We start from the raw sequence: 16911 nt of genomic DNA, 5'->3' as shown, positions 1-16911 counted from the left end.
CCCCTTGAGGAGGCGCGTCACCGCACTCCGCTCGTAGGATCTTCACAGAAGGAGATCCCCGACGAGGAGACAGCGATGGACGACAGAATCGAGACCCCGGCGTTCGTGGTGGACGAGAACCTGCTGAGGCGGCAGGTGGATTCGTTCCGCGACGCCCTCGACCGCGGCTGGCCCGGGGCCGTCCTGTCCTACTCGGTGAAGACGAACTCGCTGCCGTGGCTGGTGGCGTGGATGGGACGCAACGGTGTGCCCGCCGAGGTGGTCTCCGAGGAGGAGTGGCAGCTGGCGTTGCGCGTCGGACACGATCCCGCCGGGGTGATCGTCAACGGCCCCGTCAAGACCCCCGGGCTGCTCGCGCAGGCCTTCGACGCGGGGGCGATGGTCAACCTCGACTCGCGGCGCGAGCTGCGCTGGGTGGTCGAGCGGGTCGCCGCCGGAAAACGCGTCGATGCGGTGGGACTGCGCGTCAACTGGGACGTGAACCGCGACGCCCCCGACCACACCGCCAGTGGATCGGCGGGGCTGCGTTTCGGTTTCCACGCCGACAACGGCGACCTCGACTCCGCGATCGCCGAGATGCGCGCCGCGGGGGTGCGAATCGCGGGCCTGCACCTGCACGTCACGTCGCTGACACGAGCGCTCGACACCTACGTCTCCGCCGGCCACACCGCCCGCCGGATCATCGCGGAACACGGCCTGGATCTCGACTGGATCGACATGGGCGGCGGGTTCTTCGGCGGCGACTCGGACCGTTTCCCGACCCCCGACCAGTACGTCACCGCCATCCGCGACGCCCTGGGGGAGGCCGTCGATCCGGCCCGGACCCGGCTGATCATCGAACCGGGCGCGGCCCTGGTCGCGGTGCCCTTCGAGCTGCACACCAGCGTCATCGACACCAAACCGGTGCAGGACCACGTCATCGTCGTCACCGACGGGTCGCGCACCAACCTCGATCCGTTCCTGCGCAAATCGGCCTACGAGCACACCATCCACGGCGACGGTGAACCGTGCCCTGCCCCGCAGATCGTCTCCGGGTTCACCTGCCTCGACAACGACCGGCTCATGACCCTCACCGACGCCCCGCGCCTGCGGGAGGGCGACCGGATCGTCTACCACAAGGTGGGGTCCTACACGATGACCTTCAATCCGTTGTTCATCCAGTACCTGCCGCGGGTCTATGCTCGGCACGCCGATTCCTCGCTGAGCGTCGTCAGGCAGCGCTGGGGGGTCGATGAATACCTGGCCGGCAACACCTGGCAGTGACCGGAGACGAGACGAAAGGGAAACCGGGGCATGAACGTCCTCATCCTCACCGCGGGCAGCCGCGTCCAGACCGTCACCTACTTCAAACGTGCCCTGGCGGGTCGCGGTCGCGTCATCACCACCGACGCCTCCGAACTCGCACCCGCGCTGTACGCGGCCGACGGCCACCACGTCGTGCCCCTGATCACCGACCCCGAGTACCTGCCCACCATCCTGCGCATCTGCCGTGACGAAGACATCTCGGTGGCGCTGTCGCTGCTGGATCCGGAGTTGAGCCTCCTGGCGGAACACGTCGACGACTTCGAGGCGGTCGGCACGGCGGTGATGATCTCCCCCGCCGAGGTGGTGGAACGGGCCTTCGACAAGTGGCTGATGTACCAGTGGCTGACGGCGGAGGGGTTGCCGACCCCGCGGTCCTGGATCGACCTCGGCGCCTGCCACGCCGACCTCGACGCGGGGGTGGCGCAGTTCCCGCTGTTCGTGAAGTCACGGACGGGTTCGGCCTCGGCGGGGATCGCGCGGATCGACTCGCGATCCGACCTCGATGCGGCCTTCGCCGCCACTCCGGGGTTGATCATCCAGGAGTTCCTGCCCGGTGAGCCGGTCGACGTGGACGTCTACGTCGACATGGTCTCCGGCCGGGTGGCGGCCATGTTCGCGAAGAAGAAACTACGGATGCGGGCCGGCACCGCAGACAAGTCGGTGTCGTTCAAGGACGACTCCCTGTTCGCCCTCGTGGAGGACTTCGTGACGCGCTGCGGTTTCCGCGGCACCATCGACGTGGACCTGTTCTCCACCCCCGAGGGCTGGTCGATCCTGGAGGTCAATCCGCGCTTCGGCGGTGTCTACCCACACGCCTACGAGTGCGGCGTCGACTTCCCGTCGATGCTGCTCAACAACGTCGAGGGCAGGGCGAACGAACCCCGCATCGGCGACTACGAGTCCGACTGGGCGATGCTCGGTTACGACGGCGTCATCATGCACCGTATCGAGGGCCTGTCGGAACGCTGACCCGTCCCCGGGCGCGTTCCCCGACGGGACCGGGGGATAGGGTGGCTCCCATGCGGAATCTCAATGTGGCGGAGCTGGCGGCCAAGGTCGTTGAGGGATCCAGGGGCCATGTGGCAAGGGCGATCACCCTGGTGGAGTCGACCAAGCCCGAACACCGGGCGCAGGCCCACGAGCTGCTGCAGCTGATCAATCCGTACACCGGAAGGGCGTTCCGCGTCGGCATCTCGGGTGTGCCCGGGGCCGGCAAGTCGACCTTCATCAACGCGATGGGCATCAAGCTGATCGAGGAACGCCACCACCGGGTGGCGGTGCTCGCCGTCGACCCGTCGTCGACCCGCACAGGCGGTTCCATCCTCGGCGACCGCACCCGCATGGGTGACCTCGCGATGCGGGAGGAGGTGTTCATCCGTCCCTCGCCGTCGGCGGGGCACCTGGGTGGTGTGGCACGCGCCACCCGCGAGTCGATGCTGGTGCTGGAGGCCGCCGGTTACGACGTCGTCCTGGTCGAGACCGTGGGTGTGGGGCAGTCGGAGGTGGCGGTCGCGGGCATGGTCGACACCTTCCTGTTCCTGCACGTCGCCCGCACCGGGGACCAGCTGCAGGGCATCAAACGCGGCATCCTCGAACTCGCCGACGTGATATCCATCACCAAGGCCGACGGCGACAACGAGGGCGAGGCCCGGGTCTCCGCCCGTGAACTCAGCATCGCCATGAAACTCATCTCCAGCGACGCGTCGAGACGCCGCCCCCCCGTTCTGACCTGCTCCTCCTACACCGGGGCGGGTCTCGACGAGGTGTGGGAGGCGGTCACGAAGCACCGCGCCGACCTGGAGAAGGAGGGGGAACTCGTCAGCCGACGCCAGTCCCAGCAGCGCGCCTGGCTGTGGAACATGGTGGAGCAGGAGATCATCCAGTCGCTGCGCACCTCCCCCGAGGTCCGCGAGGTCGCGGCCCGCGTCGAGGCGGACCTCGCGGCCGAGAGGATCAGTGCGGTGGAGGGATCCACCGAGATCCTCGAGGCCTTCGCCCACACCTTCCGCCACCCCTTCCCCGGGACAACCGCCGGGTGAGGACCTCCGGAATCCGTCACCGGCACCCCGACCGCGAACGCCCCTGGGCCAACGGGTAGGTTCTCGTTGGCCTCTGTGAACCGGCCGCAAGGGCCACCCCACAGCACCTCCGGGCCCGTTTCACGGCCCGAGGGCAGGCGAGTCAGGTGACCACGATTGGCCTGTCCTCTAAGCTGGTCCCGTTGAGAGGAGGGTGAATGGGCGTGTTCGACCGCGCTGAGAAGAGGATCGGCGCCGCCGTGGACAAGGTTTTCGCCCGCGCCTTCAAAGGCGACGTGCAGCCCGTCGAGATCGCCGCGGGCATTCAGCGGGAACTGGACTCCGAGGCCAAACTCCTCAGCCGCGACAAGCGGCTGGTACCGAACGTGTTCACGGTTTCCCTCTCCCCCCACGACTACAACAGGCTGTTCCCCTACACCAAGACCCTCAACTCGGAGATCATCCCGGAGCTCAGGGCACACGCCGCGGAACGCTCCTACGTGTTCAACGGTTCCATCCAGATCCTCTACATACTGGAGCAGTCGCTGCCGACGGGACAGTTCCGGGTGACCAGCCAGGCCGTGGCGACGGCACCGGACCAGCCACCAGCGCCCCGGCCCCGTGCATCACAGCAGCTGGTGCTGGAGGTCGCGGGGGTACGTCACCCGCTGGTGCCCCCGGGCCTGGTGATCGGCCGCGGCTCGAACGCGGACCTGCGTGTCAACGACCCGGGGGTGTCGCGTCGCCACGCCATGATCTCGGTCTCCGGGCCGCTGGAGAACCGCTCCATCCGCATCGAGGACCTCGGCTCCACCAATGGCATCGTCGTCGACGGGTCCCGGGTGCAGGCCGCCCAGCTCAGGGACGGCTCCCGCATCGAGATCGGCAACACGAGGATGCTGGTGCATTCGCTGTCGGAGGCGTGAGCCCATGTCCGATCTCGTCGCAGCGGCGATCAAGATTGTCTTCCTCGCCCTGCTCTGGGTGTTCATCGGCATCCTCGCCGACGTGATCCGCAAGGACATGTTCGGCCGGAAGGTGTCGGCCTCCGACCTGCCCGCCAACGAACAGGCCCCGGCGAGACGCGGCAGGGCGAAGCACCAGCCCACCCGGTTCGCCATCACCCAGGGAGCCCAGCAGGGGCTCTCCATCCCACTGGAACCGACCATCAACCTGGGCCGCACCTCCGATTCCACCATCCTCCTCGACGACGACTACGCGTCCTCCCGCCACGCGCAGCTCGTCCAACGCGACCCCGAGACCTGGGTGGTGACCGATCTCGGATCCACCAACGGCACCTACGTGAACGGCAAACGCATCACCGAACCCACCCCGATCGGGATCAACGACATCCTCCGCATCGGCCGCACCATGATGAAGCTGGAGGTGTGAGGCCGATGTTCTCCCTCGACTTCCGCATCCGCTCCGAGGTGGGGCGGGTCCGCAAGAACAACCAGGACGCCGCCTTCGCCAGCCCGAACCTGCTGGTCGTCGCCGACGGCATGGGTGGCGCGGCCGCCGGGGACCTGGCCTCCGCCGTCGCGACGCTGGAGGCCCGCGACGGGAATCGTCGCCTCGACGACGAACACCTGCTCGAACACATGGCGGGCATCGTGCAGCGCGCCAACGACAAGCTCGCCGACCTGATCGAGAGCGACCCGGAACTGGACGGGATGGGCACCACCTTCTCGGGGGCGGCCTTCTCGGGAACGTTGCTGGGCATCGCGCACATCGGTGACTCGCGCGGTTACCTGCTGCGCGACGGCGAGCTGAGGCAGCTGACCCACGACCACTCGTGGGTGCAGTCGCTGATCGACGAGGGGCGCATCACGCCGGAGCAGGCGGCCACCCATCCGCACCGGTCGCTGATCCTGAAGGTCCTCAACGGGGCCGGGGACACGGATCCGGATTTCTTCGAACTGCACGTGCGCAAGGGCGATCGGCTGTTGTTCTGCTCAGACGGCCTGTCCGGTCTGATGACCCGGGAGGAGCTGCACGAACTGCTGGGCCTCGACGACCTCGACGAATGCGTCTCACGCCTGTCGGCCCTGGCGAACGAACACGGCGGCCACGACAACATCTCCCTGGTGCTAGCGCAGGTGGTGCCGCAGAGCGACGAACTCGACGCCGCCGAACCGCAGCTCGCCGGTTCCGCCCTGGAACGCGAGATCCCCGCCATCACGCACGAGGAGGAGGGCCCGGGCTATCCCGAACCGGAGCCCGTCGAGGATCCCGACCACGACTCGGCGGAGAAGGCGCGCTACGCCCCGCAGGAGAACAAGGACAAGCGCCGCTGGCCCACGGTCGTTGTGGCGCTCCTGACGAGCCTGATCGTCGTGGGCGCGACCTTCTGGGGGGTGCGGGTCTACAGCTCCTCCCGGTATTTCATCGCCTCCGCCGATGGGTGGATCGGGATCTACAACGGCCTCCCGGGAGCGCTGCTCGGCCACGAGATGAACACCCTGGTGGAACGCCGCGGAACCCGGGTCGCGGATCTTCCGGTGTTCTTCCAGCGCCAGGTGGCCAACACGATCGGGTTCTCCGACCTCACATCCGCCAATGACGCGGCGAACATCCTCGACGGGTACGCGAGCCGCTGCCTCGACGCGCGCCGGAAGCGTCTCAGCACCGTCACGCCACCGAGCGAACCCCAACCGAGTGAGCCGACGGGACCGGGTCTTCCCGTGGAAACCAGCTCCACCGCACCGCTGTCCCACTCCCCCGGACAGACGAACTACCCGACGATACTCGCCCCGATGAGCCCGACGGCCGCCGAGGAAGCGGATCCGGAGGCCTGCTGATGTCGGTCGCACAGCAGCCCTCGGCGACGGGCGAGTACATCATCTACCGGCAGCGGCGCGGGGTCGAACTGGTGCTGACCCTCATCGCGTGCACATTCGGTGTGGTGGGCTGGGTCGTCTCCTACCTGAATCTCAAGGGTGCGCCCCCGGACGGTCTGATACCCGGCACCCTCGTCTGGTTCGGCATGGCACTGGCCGCGCACTTCGTCATCAGATGGCGCATCCCCTACGCGGACCCGGTGATCCTGCCGAGCGTGTTCCTGCTCAACGGGCTCGGCCTGGCCATGATCGCACGTCTCGACAACGCCAAGAACGCGCACGCCGCCACGAACCAGCTGCTCTGGACGGGGCTCGGTATCCTGCTGTTCGCCGCGGTCGTGATCTGGCTGCTCGACCACCGCAGGCTCCAGCGTTTCCCCTACCTGCTGTTCCTGGCGGGCATGGTGTTGCTGCTGCTGCCCCTGGTGCCGGGGGTCGGTCGCGAGCTGAACGGCGCGCGGATCTGGATCGGGCTCGGCCCCTTCAGTTTCCAGCCCGCCGAGGTGGCCAAGATCCTCCTGGCGCTGGCCTTCGCGGCCTATTTCTACGAGAAACGCGACCTGCTGGCCCTGGCCGGCAGGCGCTTCTTCGGCCTCGAGTTCCCCCGAGCCCGCGATCTGGGGCCCATCGCGGTGATGTGGTTCCTCTCGCTGGGCATCATGGTCTTCCAGAACGACCTCGGCACCGCCCTGCTGTTCTTCGGTTTGTTCACCTTCATGATCTACGTCGCGACGCAGCGCCCGGCCTGGCCGATCCTCGCCGGTGTCGCGTTCGTGATCGCGGGGCTGTTGGCGTGGAGGTTCACCAGTCACGTGCCCCGCCGGGTCAATTCCTGGTTGAACCCGTTCAACGACTACGACGCCAACTACCAGATCATCCAGGCCCAGTTCGGCTACGCCTGGGGCGGGCTGTTCGGGCGCGGCTGGGGTCAGGGTTCGCCGTGGCTGACGCCCATGAACGAGAGCGATTTCATCGCCGCCAGCCTCGCCGAGGAGATCGGGATCGTCGGCATGATGGCGATCGTGCTGCTGTACGGGTTCATCGTCGCTCGCGGCATGAAGACCGCTCTGATCTGCCCCGACGGTTTCGGAAAGCTCCTGGCGGGCGGTCTGGCGTTCACCTTCGCCCTGCAGGTGTTCTCGATCATCGGCGGCATCACCCGTCTGCTGCCCCTGACCGGCCTGACGACGCCGTTCATGTCGCAGGGCGGTTCCTCCCTGATCGCGAACTGGATGATCATCGGCATCCTGCTGGTGATCTCCCACCGTGCGCGCATGCCCCAGCGCGCCACGGCAACCCCGCAGGAGTTGATGACTCCTGCCCAGTCGACGGCGGTGATTGCGAAATGAACGGTCCCCTGCGGAAGGTCAGCATCTTCATCTCGCTGCTGATGGCGGCGCTGCTGGTGAACATCACATGGCTGGCCGTCGCCAGGTCGGAGGACATGCTCAAGGACCCACGAAACGTGCGCGTCAGGGATGCCGAGTTCAACACCAACCGGGGTGCGATCCTGGTCGGCAACGATGCGATCGCGATGTCGGCGCCCGCGTCGGGGAAGTTTCCGTGGCAGCGCACCTTCCCCCAGGGCGAGACGTACTCGTCGGTGACCGGCTGGTACTCGTACTCCTACGGCAAGCAGGAGCTGGAGCGCAACTGGAACGCGGAACTGACGGGCACGGCGTCGTCGCAGACGATCCCCCGGATCATCGACCTGTTGACGGGCAAGAAACCGCAGGGCGCGAACCTGAACACGACGCTGAACCCGAAGGCCCAGGCCGCGGCGCTGAAGGCCCTGGGCAAACAGCAGGGAGCGGCCATCGCCATCGACTACACCACCGGTGAGATCCTGGCCCTGGTCTCCACCCCCACCTACGACCCCAACCTGCTGGCCGCATCTGATCCCTCGACGGAGAAGACGAACTGGGAGACGCTGATCAACGATTCCGCGGAGCCGCTGAAGAACCGCGCGGTGCGGGAGATCTTCCCCCCCGGCTCCACCTTCAAGCTGGTGACCGCGGCAGCCGCTCTGGAGGCCGGGTACAACCCGTCATCCACCGTCGCCTCCCCGACCAGCTATCAGGCCCCCGGCTCCAGCCACGGCATCGGCAACTCCACGGACTGCGGAGGCACGGAAACCACCCTCGAACACGCGCTGGCGATGTCCTGCAACACCGCCTTCGCGAAGCTGGGCGTCGAGCTGGGGCAGGAGAAGATGCTCGATGCGGCACAGCGTTTCGGTTTCAACTCGGCCCCCGGCGTCGACATGCCGACGACGGCCTCCAAGTTCCCCACGCAGATGGATCCGGCCTACCTGGCGCAATCCAGCATCGGACAGTACGAGGTGGCCGCCACCCCGTTGCAGATGCTGATGGTGGCCTCCGCCATCGCCAACAACGGGGTGTTGATGAAACCTCACGTGGTCAAGAGCGTCACCGGAAGCGACCTCAAGGTGATCCAGACGATCCAACCCGAGCAGGCGAGTCGCCCGATCAGTGAGGGCACTGCCAAACAACTCAAGCAGATGATGGAGAATGTGGTCAGCGACGGCACCGGCTCGCCCGCGCAGTCCCACGGACTGACCATCGGGGGCAAGACCGGTACCGCCGAGTCGGCTCCCGGCCGTCCCCCGTACGCGTGGTTCGTCGGTTACGCCACCGAACCGCACGTCGCTGTTGTGGCCTTCGTGCAGAGCACGTCGGTCGAACGCAACGACATCTCGGGTGGCAAGGTCGCCGCGCCTGTGTTCAAGGCGGTCGTGGAGTCCCTCCGATGAGGGCGGGCAGAAACCGCCCCGATGGGCCACAATGGTTCCCGATCAACCGAAAGGACCAGTGCGATGACTGAGCGCGGCACCCTGCTGGGCGAGCGTTACGAGCTCGACCAGATCATCGGGCGTGGCGGCATGGCCGAGGTCTGGCGGGCCCGTGACCTGCGACTAGTCCGCGACGTGGCCATCAAACGCCTGCGCATCGACCTGGCCAGCGATCCCACCTTCCAGGCCCGGTTCCGTCGCGAGGCCCAGTCCGCGGCGGGTCTGAACCACCCGAACATCGTCGCCGTCTACGACACCGGCGAGGAACGCGACACCAAGTCCGACGTGATGGTGCCCTACATCGTGATGGAGCTCGTCGAGGGCGTGACCCTGCGGGAAGTGCTGCGTAACGGCCGCAAGATCGTGCCCGCCCGCGCACTGGAGTTCACCGCGGGCGTGTTGGACGCGTTGTCGTACAGCCACCGGGCCGGGATCATCCACCGCGACATCAAACCGGCCAACGTGATGCTCACCCCCGCCGGCACGGTCAAGGTGATGGATTTCGGCATCGCCCGTGCCGTCGCCGACACCTCCGCGACGATGACGCAGACCGCCGCGGTGATCGGCACCGCGCAGTACCTGTCGCCGGAGCAGGCGCGCGGGGAGAAGGTCGATCAGCGCTCGGACCTGTACTCGGTGGGATGTCTGCTCTACGAGCTGCTGTGCTCGGAGCCACCGTTCAAGGGGGACTCCCCCGTCTCGGTCGCCTACCAGCACGTCCGGGAAACGCCCGTGCCGCCCAGCCAGCGCGACCCTGAGGTGACCCCGGCGATGGACGCCATCACGTTGAAGGCGTTGGCGAAGTCACCCAACGACCGCTACCAGGACGCCCGCGAGTTCCGTGAGGACATCCTGCGGGCCCTGAACGGACAACCCGTGATGGCCGCCTATTCCTCCCCGGTCGAGATGCCGACGACGGTGATGCCCTCCCCCGCCCGGCGCGCGGCCCCGAGCGCCGTGACCACCCCCGCGGATGCGAAGGCTGCGGAGGCCACGTCCGTGAATGGCGCTGTCGGCACCGTGGAGCCCGTGGAGGCCGAGGAGGAACCGAAGAAGAAACGCAAGGCCCTGGTGGTCGTCTCGGTGCTGGTCGGGCTGCTGGTGATAGGCATTGCGACGGCCGTCTACATGGTGCTCAACTCGGGGCCGAAGCAGGTCGCGGTGCCGAACGTCGTCGGGGCTCTCCAGGCCAGCGCGGAGGCCACGTTGAAGGAGCAGGGTTTCGAGACGAAGGTGGAGACCGTCGAGTCCGACGACGCCAACAAGGGCAAGGTGGTCGACACCGACCCGAAGGCCGGGGTGCAGGCCACGTCCGGGAGCACCGTGACCCTCAAGGTGGGCGTGGGCCCGAACCAGGTGCAGGTCCCCGACGTGAAGGGCAAGTCCTTCGACGAGGCCTCGAAGGCCCTCAAGGACGCCGGTTTCACGGGCACGATCTCCAAGGCGGACATGGATCCTGCGAAGGAGGCCGCGGACGCCGTGAAGGATCAGGCGCAGGAAACGGAACCGGCCGCGGGTCAGGCCGCCGCCCCGGACCAGGAAATCACCGTGCGGATCGCCACGGGCAAGTCCGCGGTACCTGACTTCAGCGGCATGACCGCCGACGAGGCCCGGGCAGCGGCCACCGAGAAGGGGTTCAGGAACAGGGTGAGCGTGGTGGAGAAGGAGAGCACCGCGCAGGCCGCCGGCAAGGTCTTCGAGCAGGATCCCGAGGAGGGAACGGCGTTGGAACGCAAGTCGGGGAAGATCACCGTCACCATCGCGAAGGCTGCCCCGACCACCGCGAAGATGCCGAACCTGGTCGGCATGGATGAGAACCAAGCACTTCAGGCCTTCAAGAGCGCTGGTTTCACGTCCAGTCTGCGCATCACGAAGGTGCAGACGAGCGAGCACCCCGCCGACAAGGTGTATTTTCAGAGCTCCCCAGAGAACACAGAATTGGACAAGAACGCGGAGGTTTCGGTCGAGATCGCCATTCCGCCTCAGCAGAACCAGCCCACGGCCAGTCCGAGTGGACAGCAGACCTCCAAGAACCCGGCCCCATCCCCAACCCCGTCGAAGACCGGCTGAGGAGAGATTTCACTGGTACAGGCTGGCCAGGGGGAGCTTCCCGAAGCCGGTTGGGCCGGGGCGTGAGCGAAGCGAACGGCTGAGTCGGAACCACCCTCGCGCGGGTTCCTGCGCTGGGTCCGGGAGAAGCGGGTCCCCTAAACGTCCATGTCGACAGCGACCAAGGGGCTGAGGCGGGCTGCCCGGGCCGGCGCCTCGGTGTCGCCGCAGGTCACGAGCCAGTTCGCGAGCATCTGATAGCCGCCCTCGGTGAGCACTGATTCGGGATGGAACTGCACCGCTTCCATGGGCCATTCGCGGTGACGGATGGCCATGATGACCCCTGTTTCGGTGCGGGCCGTGACCTCCAGTTCCTGAGGAAGCTTCTCCTCGAGGGCCGCGAGGGAGTGGTAGCGGGTGGTGCGCAGCGGCGATGGCAGGCCCGTGAAGACCCCCTTGCCGTCGTGGGTCACGGGCGAAACCTTGCCGTGCAGCAGTTCGCTGGCCCGGTCGACGACGCCACCGAGGGCGACGGCCATCGCCTGGAGCCCGAGACAGACCCCGAACAGTGGCGTGCGGCCACCGAGCCGCCGGATGACGTCGACGCACACACCGGCGCGTTCCGGGGTGCCGGGGCCGGGTGAGAGCAGCACCCCGTCGAAGGCCGCCTCCCAGCCGGTTTCCGCGAACCGTGGGTCGTCGTTGCGCCACACCTCCACGTCGGCACCGATCTGGGCCAGGTAGGAGACGATGTTGTAGACGAACGAGTCGTAGTTGTCGATGACGAGGATGCGTGCCACGGGCGCAATTCTGTCACGCTGCGGCAACCGACGCGCCCGCGCCGCGGCGTCTCCTCACCGGCCCCGACAGAAAAAGCCGTTGGGCCCGCAGGAAGGACCCAACGGCTTTGGCGTCAACTACCCGGCGCTGTATCCGGTTCGGGGCAGTCCAGGTTTGACCGGCGACCTACTGGGCGGGGCCGAGGTCGGTGACGGCAGTCCCGTCGGCGGCGACACCGTGGGGGTTGCCGATGGTGGCCGGGGAGGATCCGGTGGCACCGTCACATCTCCGGAGCCGCTGGCGCTCGGCGACGAGCTCGGGAATTCCGAGATCGTGGGTGAAACGCTCGGCTCGCCGCTCGGAATCGGTTCCGCGGTTGGGGAGACGGTCCGGGTCGGGGAGACCGTGGGACTCGGCGACTCCGACGGAGCGACGGAGGGCGTCACGGTCTGGGTGGGCGATGCCGAAGGGCTCGGTGTCGGGGAGGGTGAGGGCGGAGGGAGGAAATGGTCGGGATCCTCGCACTCGTCCCCGATCCAGTTGCCGTCGATGTCCTGCTGGTTGGGATTTGCGACATCCGGACAGTTGTCGTAGGCGTCGGGTATGACGTCCCCGTCCCGGGTGATGTCCAGTTTGGTGGAACCCACGGAGGTTTCCCCCTTGGCGTCGGTGACCCTCACCATCACGTGACCGCTCACCTCCTTGTCGTAGCGGTGGACGACGATATCGGCGGTGGTGGTTTCATCGAAGGTACCGTCGCCGTCGAAGTCCCACTCGTACTTCTTCACCTCACCACTGGGTGAGCTGGCTGGCCCGGGCGTCCAGCCGAACCTCGGAGCCAACCTTGGCGACATAGGGCCCCTGAAGCCAGGCGAAGGGTTTGTCAGCGGATCCCTCGGTCATGTCATTGGCGATGTCCTTCGGCGTTTTCCCACTCGTGCCGTCGGGGATCGTCCTGCCACCCGTGGCCTCGGCGAGTTCCGCCAGTCCTTCACCCATCGCGGCGGGATCGCCGGCGGGAGCCAACTCCACTTTGCCGAGCGCGTTCAGAACATCTCCGGGATTTTCGGTGAAATCTTGATCCACCCGCGATGGATAATTTCCGGCCACACCGCCGCCTTCCGGGTGGTCCTGATATGTCACGAGAGCGTACCGGGTGTCGCCACCGAAGAAGGAAGGGAGCATGGCCGTTTTAATCGACGCCACCGTCTCCAACCATTTGTCACGCATGGACGAGGTGGCATCAACCACGAAAACCACGTCCCGCTTGGACTGATGCCCACTGAGCAATGGAGCATTCTGCGACACCCCGAGGATTGGATCAAACTGCCCATATTCCGATGTCCAGCAATGTCCGGATGCCAGAAATTCGTGTAGGTGACAGAGAACTTGGACTTTATCTTATCGCCCTCGCCATAGTCCCCCTCCGTCTCCAGGAACTCATTCAGCCAGCGCTGGGGATTTGCTATCTCCCCCTTCCACCAGTTACCGTAGGAAGGGTCCGGCTCATGCCCGGCGAAAGCCGCGGGGGTCTGTTCGACGAATTTCACTCTACCCAGATATTTCATGTTCAAACGCTGCACGAGTTGCTTCTGGTGCTCCACTGCTCTCATGCCCAGTTCACGCACGGCAGCCGAGGCGTCGTACTGCCCCGAGTCGGTCTTGACGAGGTGGGGCTTGTCCAGCGACAGCAGGGGATAGCTCATGAGAATCACCTAGGAAGAAGGATTACCGGACATCTTCTCGGAGAGAAGTCTCTCAATATTACCCTCAACATCTTTCATAATTTCCGACAAGTTAGCACCCGCCCATTCGATGCGCGCCTTGCAGTCATTTCCATTTCCTCCCCCGTATTGGGGCAGCCCCACAGGCACGAAGCAGCTCAGAATTATGTCAGCGAATCTGGCATCATTCCCCCCCATTGCCATGAGCACCAGATCGGTGCTCTTGTCCACCGAATCGGCCTGCGGCACGAGGGTCAGTTTGCACCGATAGGTAAGAACTGAACTCTTTCCGATTCGGTTGATCTGGTACTCGACCCCGATGATGTCATCGCTCGATTTGACGGAGCAGGCGCCCTCCTATTCCAAGCGGGCACGCACATCATCCTCGGAGTTCCCCCTGGCGAAACGCTGGTATTGTTCCTGCACTGTCCCGGGCCCAAAGATGTCCTCGAGTACCCCTCCCGAGCAGGCCCGGTTCACGTAGGTCGCATCGATACCGAGGAAGTTTGCCGATTCCACGAAATTTTGACCCCAGTTCTTGGCGCTGCGTTCGCACCACGCCGCACCGTAGCAGGATCCTGCGCCATTCCCGGCCGAGAATGAATCACCGAGTTGAACGACCGACAGCTACTTGGGAAACGGACGTGGAGGCTCCATCACCTCATCGGCATTCGCCACCGCCGGATGCGATATCCCCGAGGCGGCAAACAGCGCCGCCACCACAACCAGTCGAATTAATTTTCTCAAAACTCCTCCAAATTGTTTCACAGAGGCTTATTCGCAGTCATCCTCAAGCACGCTCTGACTAGCAGTTTCACTGGTCAACACGTCGCCTGTGATTAAGCCTCACAGTTTTGAAATCATCCGAATTTCACCCACCCCCGCTCACGGCTCCTCAAGAACCCTGAGCATGATTATCAGATCGGCCGCGTCATTGTCAGCAATAAAAACACCACAATCACGTCGAGGGTTCTTTTTCTGACCATCCCATACCATCCTGGGCGGCAGACCACTCTCGTACTCCTTCTCCCAACCCGCCTCCTTGGCGAGGGCAACCGCCCGATCAAAAACCTCCTGACGATCATCATCACCCAAGGAAAACACCCTCCTCACCTGGGTGAACCGGGGCTTACCCAAAGGACGCCCATACCCCTTCTCGGACCCATCCTTCAGAGGCAGACCCAACAGATCCTCCGCAGCCATGGGATCCTCCAAAAGCACCGGCAACTGCGACCGATCCTCCTTCAAATCATTCACAACAGTATAAATAGCCAGCACCAGCGACAGACCCCGACGCAACCACGACATCGGACCACCACGATTCCCACTGCCCATCATGCACCAATCCAACCACACCACCCACCCCCACCAGAAGCAGGCCGATTGGACGACAGAACCCACAACTTCACACGAAAACGAAACCCACCAACACGACCCATTCGGGCTGCCCCTCCACCGCTGCCGCACTTCCTTGCCGGGGGCGATTTCACGAGGGACGGTGTTTCCTGTTACCTGGATTTTGCGTGGGTGATTCCCAAGGCGCCCTGGAACGCGGGGAGGGACAGGGAGGATTCCACGCTTTCCCGGTATCCCAGGCCGTATGCGTCGGCGTACTGCCGGTAGACGGTCAATGCCCGGGAATCCCTCAGGGCCGCGGACATGCGCTTGCCGTCGCCGATCGCCTCGATCACGTAGGGCGGCGCATAGGGAATGCCGTGGAGGACGACGGAGTTGCCGACGCACTTGATTCCCGACGTGGAGATGATCCGCTGCCCCTGGATGCTGATCGCCTCCGCCCCTCCCTTCCACAGGGCATTGACGACGGCCTGGATGTCCTGCTGGTGCACCACCAGGGCGTCGTCGTCGACCCCTGCGGGTTTCACGTCGGTGGGGGCGTCGGTGAGGGTCACCCGCATTCCGGGACCGGTGACGGGAACGGTCGCTGCCTGCTCCGCGACCACACGTTGCTGCTGTTCCAGCTCGGGGGATGCACCCTGCTGGTGCCCGAGCTCCTCCACCTCGGCCCGAACCTCGGCGACTTCGCCTCGCAGTTGCTCGTTTCGCTGGGCCTGTGTCGTGACGAGACCACGCAGGTCGGTGTTGCGGTCGGATCGCAGGTCGGTGCCGCGGGCCGCCAGCGCGGACGCGGTGAGCATCGCACCCGCCAGGACGCAGATGATGCCCGTGCCCACCCGACCCCGGAGACTGCGTGGCTTCTCGTCGTCGCGGGGGCTTCTGATGCGCCTCAGGAGCCGGGCCAGACGGGTCTCACTCATGAAACAACCCTACGCGGCACGAACCTCGGATGTGTTTCCGGCCGGTCGACTCCACTAATCTTGGTCGGCAGATGCGAAAGGAGGGGCGCGGTGCCCGAGTCCAAGGTGCGCAAGGAAGCCAAGAGCAAGACGCGCAAGAAGCAGTCCGAAGAGCTCGAGAAGGCTCGCAAGGAACGCAGGGATCGCAAACGTCTGGCTGCCAACACCGAACGCAGGTGGGTTCCTTGGGTCTTCATCCCGGTCGGGCTGCTGGGTGTGCTCTGGATGGTGACCTGGAACCTGGCCGGGGTTCACATCGAATTCATGCGGGCGCTGGGTGACTGGAACATCCTGATCGCCCTCGGCCTGATCATCGCCTGCTTCAGCCTGATGACGCTCTGGAAGTAGCCGATGGGCTGGGAACGCACCGGCGGTGAGGTCGTCGGGTTCTTCGACGCGGTGATCCTGGACCACGACGGCACCATCGTCGATTCCCACGACGCCATGGTCCGCGCCTACACCCGGTGGGGTGCGGAGTACGGCGTCGACGTGAACGAGATGCCGAAGTACATGGGCATGCCGAGCCGCGCCCTGACGGAGGCGCTGGTTCCGGACGCGGCACGCTGGGACGAGGCGGCGGACCGCATCGAGGAACTGGAGATCACCGACACCGCGGGGGTGATCCCCATGCCGGGGGCCGTCGACGCCTTCCGGGCGCTGCCCGGTGACGCGGTGGCGATCGCGACCTCCTGCACGCAGTCCCTGCTCGACGCCCGGTTGGACGCCGCCGGGCTGCCCCACCCCCGGGTCGTGGTGACCCGCGACCAGGTGGAGCACGGCAAACCCGCCCCGGATTCGTTCCTGCTGGCCGCGAAGCGGCTCGGCGTGGAGCCGTCGCGTGCACTCGTGGCGGAGGACGCCTTCGCGGGCATCGCCGCGGCCCGGGCCGGTGGTTTCCCCACGCTCGGGATCCTCAGCACCCACACCGCCGACGCCCTCCGCGCCGACGTGCACGTGACGGATCTGTCGCAGGTGACCTGGGACGTGAGCGGCGAGGGCATCCGCGTGATCGTTCACGACGCCCGCTGACGATTCATCCGCCCCGGCCGTGACCGGTAGAATTCCCTG

General features: G+C 65.9%; 18 protein-coding genes. 11 read left to right on the top strand and 7 right to left on the bottom strand.

What is annotated here, in order from left to right:
* Nucleotides 1–75 precede the first annotated feature (75 nt).
* The 9 genes from E0E39_RS01275 to pknB all read left to right on the top strand — a co-directional run bounded on the left by E0E39_RS01275 (nt 76) and on the right by pknB (nt 11045).
* Nucleotides 76–1263: a type III PLP-dependent enzyme domain-containing protein gene (locus E0E39_RS01275; protein WP_130873126.1), complete on the top strand. Its 1188-nt coding sequence runs from the start codon at nt 76–78 to the stop codon at nt 1261–1263.
* Nucleotides 1264–1293: 30 nt separating this feature from the next.
* Nucleotides 1294–2274 (top strand): ATP-grasp domain-containing protein, encoded by a 981-nt coding sequence (locus E0E39_RS01270; RefSeq protein ID WP_130873125.1) that lies wholly within the window; start codon nt 1294–1296, stop codon nt 2272–2274.
* A 50-nt stretch (nt 2275–2324) separates the two neighbouring features.
* Complete coding sequence (gene meaB / locus E0E39_RS01265; RefSeq protein ID WP_130873124.1) at nt 2325–3344, top strand: methylmalonyl Co-A mutase-associated GTPase MeaB; 1020 nt, start codon at nt 2325–2327, stop codon at nt 3342–3344.
* 197 nt (nt 3345–3541) lie between these two features.
* Nucleotides 3542–4249 (top strand): FHA domain-containing protein, encoded by a 708-nt coding sequence (locus E0E39_RS01260; protein WP_130873123.1) that lies wholly within the window; start codon nt 3542–3544, stop codon nt 4247–4249.
* 4 nt (nt 4250–4253) lie between these two features.
* Complete coding sequence (locus E0E39_RS01255) at nt 4254–4715, top strand: FHA domain-containing protein FhaB/FipA (protein ID WP_130873122.1); 462 nt, start codon at nt 4254–4256, stop codon at nt 4713–4715.
* 5 nt (nt 4716–4720) lie between these two features.
* On the top strand, nt 4721–6124 hold the full coding sequence (locus tag E0E39_RS01250; RefSeq protein WP_130873121.1) for a PP2C family protein-serine/threonine phosphatase: 1404 nt from the start codon (nt 4721–4723) through the stop codon (nt 6122–6124).
* Entirely contained in the window at nt 6124–7512 is a 1389-nt protein-coding gene (locus E0E39_RS01245) for an FtsW/RodA/SpoVE family cell cycle protein (RefSeq protein ID WP_245988161.1), read from the top strand. The genes E0E39_RS01250 and E0E39_RS01245 overlap by 1 nt, the downstream gene beginning before the upstream one ends.
* Nucleotides 7509–8936, top strand: coding sequence for a peptidoglycan D,D-transpeptidase FtsI family protein (locus E0E39_RS01240; RefSeq protein ID WP_130873119.1), 1428 nt, complete (start codon nt 7509–7511; stop codon nt 8934–8936). The genes E0E39_RS01245 and E0E39_RS01240 overlap by 4 nt, the downstream gene beginning before the upstream one ends.
* A 63-nt stretch (nt 8937–8999) precedes the next feature.
* The gene (gene pknB / locus E0E39_RS01235) at nt 9000–11045 is read left to right on the top strand and encodes a Stk1 family PASTA domain-containing Ser/Thr kinase (RefSeq protein WP_245988160.1); all 2046 of its coding nucleotides are present in this window, start codon (nt 9000–9002) and stop codon (nt 11043–11045) included.
* 137 nt (nt 11046–11182) lie between these two features.
* Here the strand turns inward: pknB and E0E39_RS01230 are convergent, their stop codons facing one another.
* From E0E39_RS01230 to E0E39_RS01200, 7 genes are all read right to left on the bottom strand, one after another.
* A complete protein-coding gene (locus tag E0E39_RS01230) occupies nt 11183–11824 on the bottom strand; it encodes an aminodeoxychorismate/anthranilate synthase component II (RefSeq protein WP_130873118.1) in 642 nt (213 codons plus the stop codon).
* Nucleotides 11825–11941: 117 nt separating this feature from the next.
* Nucleotides 11942–12592 carry a hypothetical protein gene (locus E0E39_RS01225; protein WP_130873117.1) on the bottom strand — a complete coding sequence of 217 codons (651 nt, stop codon included), beginning with the start codon at nt 12590–12592 and terminating at the stop codon, nt 11942–11944.
* Between the two features lies 1 nt (nt 12593).
* Nucleotides 12594–12890 (bottom strand): hypothetical protein, encoded by a 297-nt coding sequence (locus tag E0E39_RS01220; RefSeq protein WP_130873116.1) that lies wholly within the window; start codon nt 12888–12890, stop codon nt 12594–12596.
* A gap of 53 nt (nt 12891–12943) precedes the next feature.
* Nucleotides 12944–13510: a hypothetical protein gene (locus tag E0E39_RS01215; RefSeq protein ID WP_130873115.1), complete on the bottom strand. Its 567-nt coding sequence runs from the start codon at nt 13508–13510 to the stop codon at nt 12944–12946.
* Between the two features lie 9 nt (nt 13511–13519).
* Nucleotides 13520–13777, bottom strand: a complete 258-nt coding sequence (locus E0E39_RS01210; RefSeq protein ID WP_130873114.1) for an SGNH/GDSL hydrolase family protein — start codon at nt 13775–13777, stop codon at nt 13520–13522.
* Nucleotides 13778–14413: 636 nt separating this feature from the next.
* The gene (locus E0E39_RS01205; RefSeq protein WP_130873113.1) at nt 14414–14866 is read right to left on the bottom strand and encodes a hypothetical protein; all 453 of its coding nucleotides are present in this window, start codon (nt 14864–14866) and stop codon (nt 14414–14416) included.
* A 170-nt stretch (nt 14867–15036) separates the two neighbouring features.
* Entirely contained in the window at nt 15037–15804 is a 768-nt protein-coding gene (locus tag E0E39_RS01200) for a DUF881 domain-containing protein (RefSeq protein WP_245988159.1), read from the bottom strand.
* 90 nt (nt 15805–15894) lie between these two features.
* Between E0E39_RS01200 and E0E39_RS01195 the strand changes: the two genes are divergently transcribed.
* Entirely contained in the window at nt 15895–16191 is a 297-nt protein-coding gene (locus E0E39_RS01195; RefSeq protein ID WP_130873112.1) for a cell division protein CrgA, read from the top strand.
* A 3-nt stretch (nt 16192–16194) separates the two neighbouring features.
* Nucleotides 16195–16872: an HAD-IA family hydrolase gene (locus tag E0E39_RS01190; protein WP_130873111.1), complete on the top strand. Its 678-nt coding sequence runs from the start codon at nt 16195–16197 to the stop codon at nt 16870–16872.
* Nucleotides 16873–16911 lie beyond the last annotated feature (39 nt).

This window comes from [Pseudopropionibacterium] massiliense, from assembly GCF_900607225.1.
Taxonomy (GTDB): Bacteria; Actinomycetota; Actinomycetes; order Propionibacteriales; family Propionibacteriaceae; genus Arachnia; species Arachnia massiliensis.
This window is presented reverse-complemented; position numbering and strand designations above follow the sequence as displayed.

Excerpts from the sequence above, each read along its gene's own strand:
- E0E39_RS01275 (WP_130873126.1), top strand. The coding sequence starts at position 76 with ATGGACGACAGAATCGAGACCCCGGCGTTCGTGGTGGACGAGAACCTG.
- meaB (WP_130873124.1), top strand. The coding sequence starts at position 2,325 with ATGCGGAATCTCAATGTGGCGGAGCTGGCGGCCAAGGTCGTTGAGGGA.
- E0E39_RS01200 (WP_245988159.1), bottom strand. The coding sequence starts at position 15,804 with ATGAGTGAGACCCGTCTGGCCCGGCTCCTGAGGCGCATCAGAAGCCCC.
- E0E39_RS01190 (WP_130873111.1), top strand. The coding sequence starts at position 16,195 with ATGGGCTGGGAACGCACCGGCGGTGAGGTCGTCGGGTTCTTCGACGCG.
- E0E39_RS01260 (WP_130873123.1), top strand. The coding sequence starts at position 3,542 with ATGGGCGTGTTCGACCGCGCTGAGAAGAGGATCGGCGCCGCCGTGGAC.
- E0E39_RS01250 (WP_130873121.1), top strand. The coding sequence starts at position 4,721 with ATGTTCTCCCTCGACTTCCGCATCCGCTCCGAGGTGGGGCGGGTCCGC.
- E0E39_RS01215 (WP_130873115.1), bottom strand. The coding sequence starts at position 13,510 with ATGAGCTATCCCCTGCTGTCGCTGGACAAGCCCCACCTCGTCAAGACC.
- pknB (WP_245988160.1), top strand. The coding sequence starts at position 9,000 with ATGACTGAGCGCGGCACCCTGCTGGGCGAGCGTTACGAGCTCGACCAG.
- E0E39_RS01255 (WP_130873122.1), top strand. The coding sequence starts at position 4,254 with ATGTCCGATCTCGTCGCAGCGGCGATCAAGATTGTCTTCCTCGCCCTG.
- E0E39_RS01205 (WP_130873113.1), bottom strand. The coding sequence starts at position 14,866 with ATGATGGGCAGTGGGAATCGTGGTGGTCCGATGTCGTGGTTGCGTCGG.
- E0E39_RS01270 (WP_130873125.1), top strand. The coding sequence starts at position 1,294 with ATGAACGTCCTCATCCTCACCGCGGGCAGCCGCGTCCAGACCGTCACC.
- E0E39_RS01240 (WP_130873119.1), top strand. The coding sequence starts at position 7,509 with ATGAACGGTCCCCTGCGGAAGGTCAGCATCTTCATCTCGCTGCTGATG.
- E0E39_RS01245 (WP_245988161.1), top strand. The coding sequence starts at position 6,124 with ATGTCGGTCGCACAGCAGCCCTCGGCGACGGGCGAGTACATCATCTAC.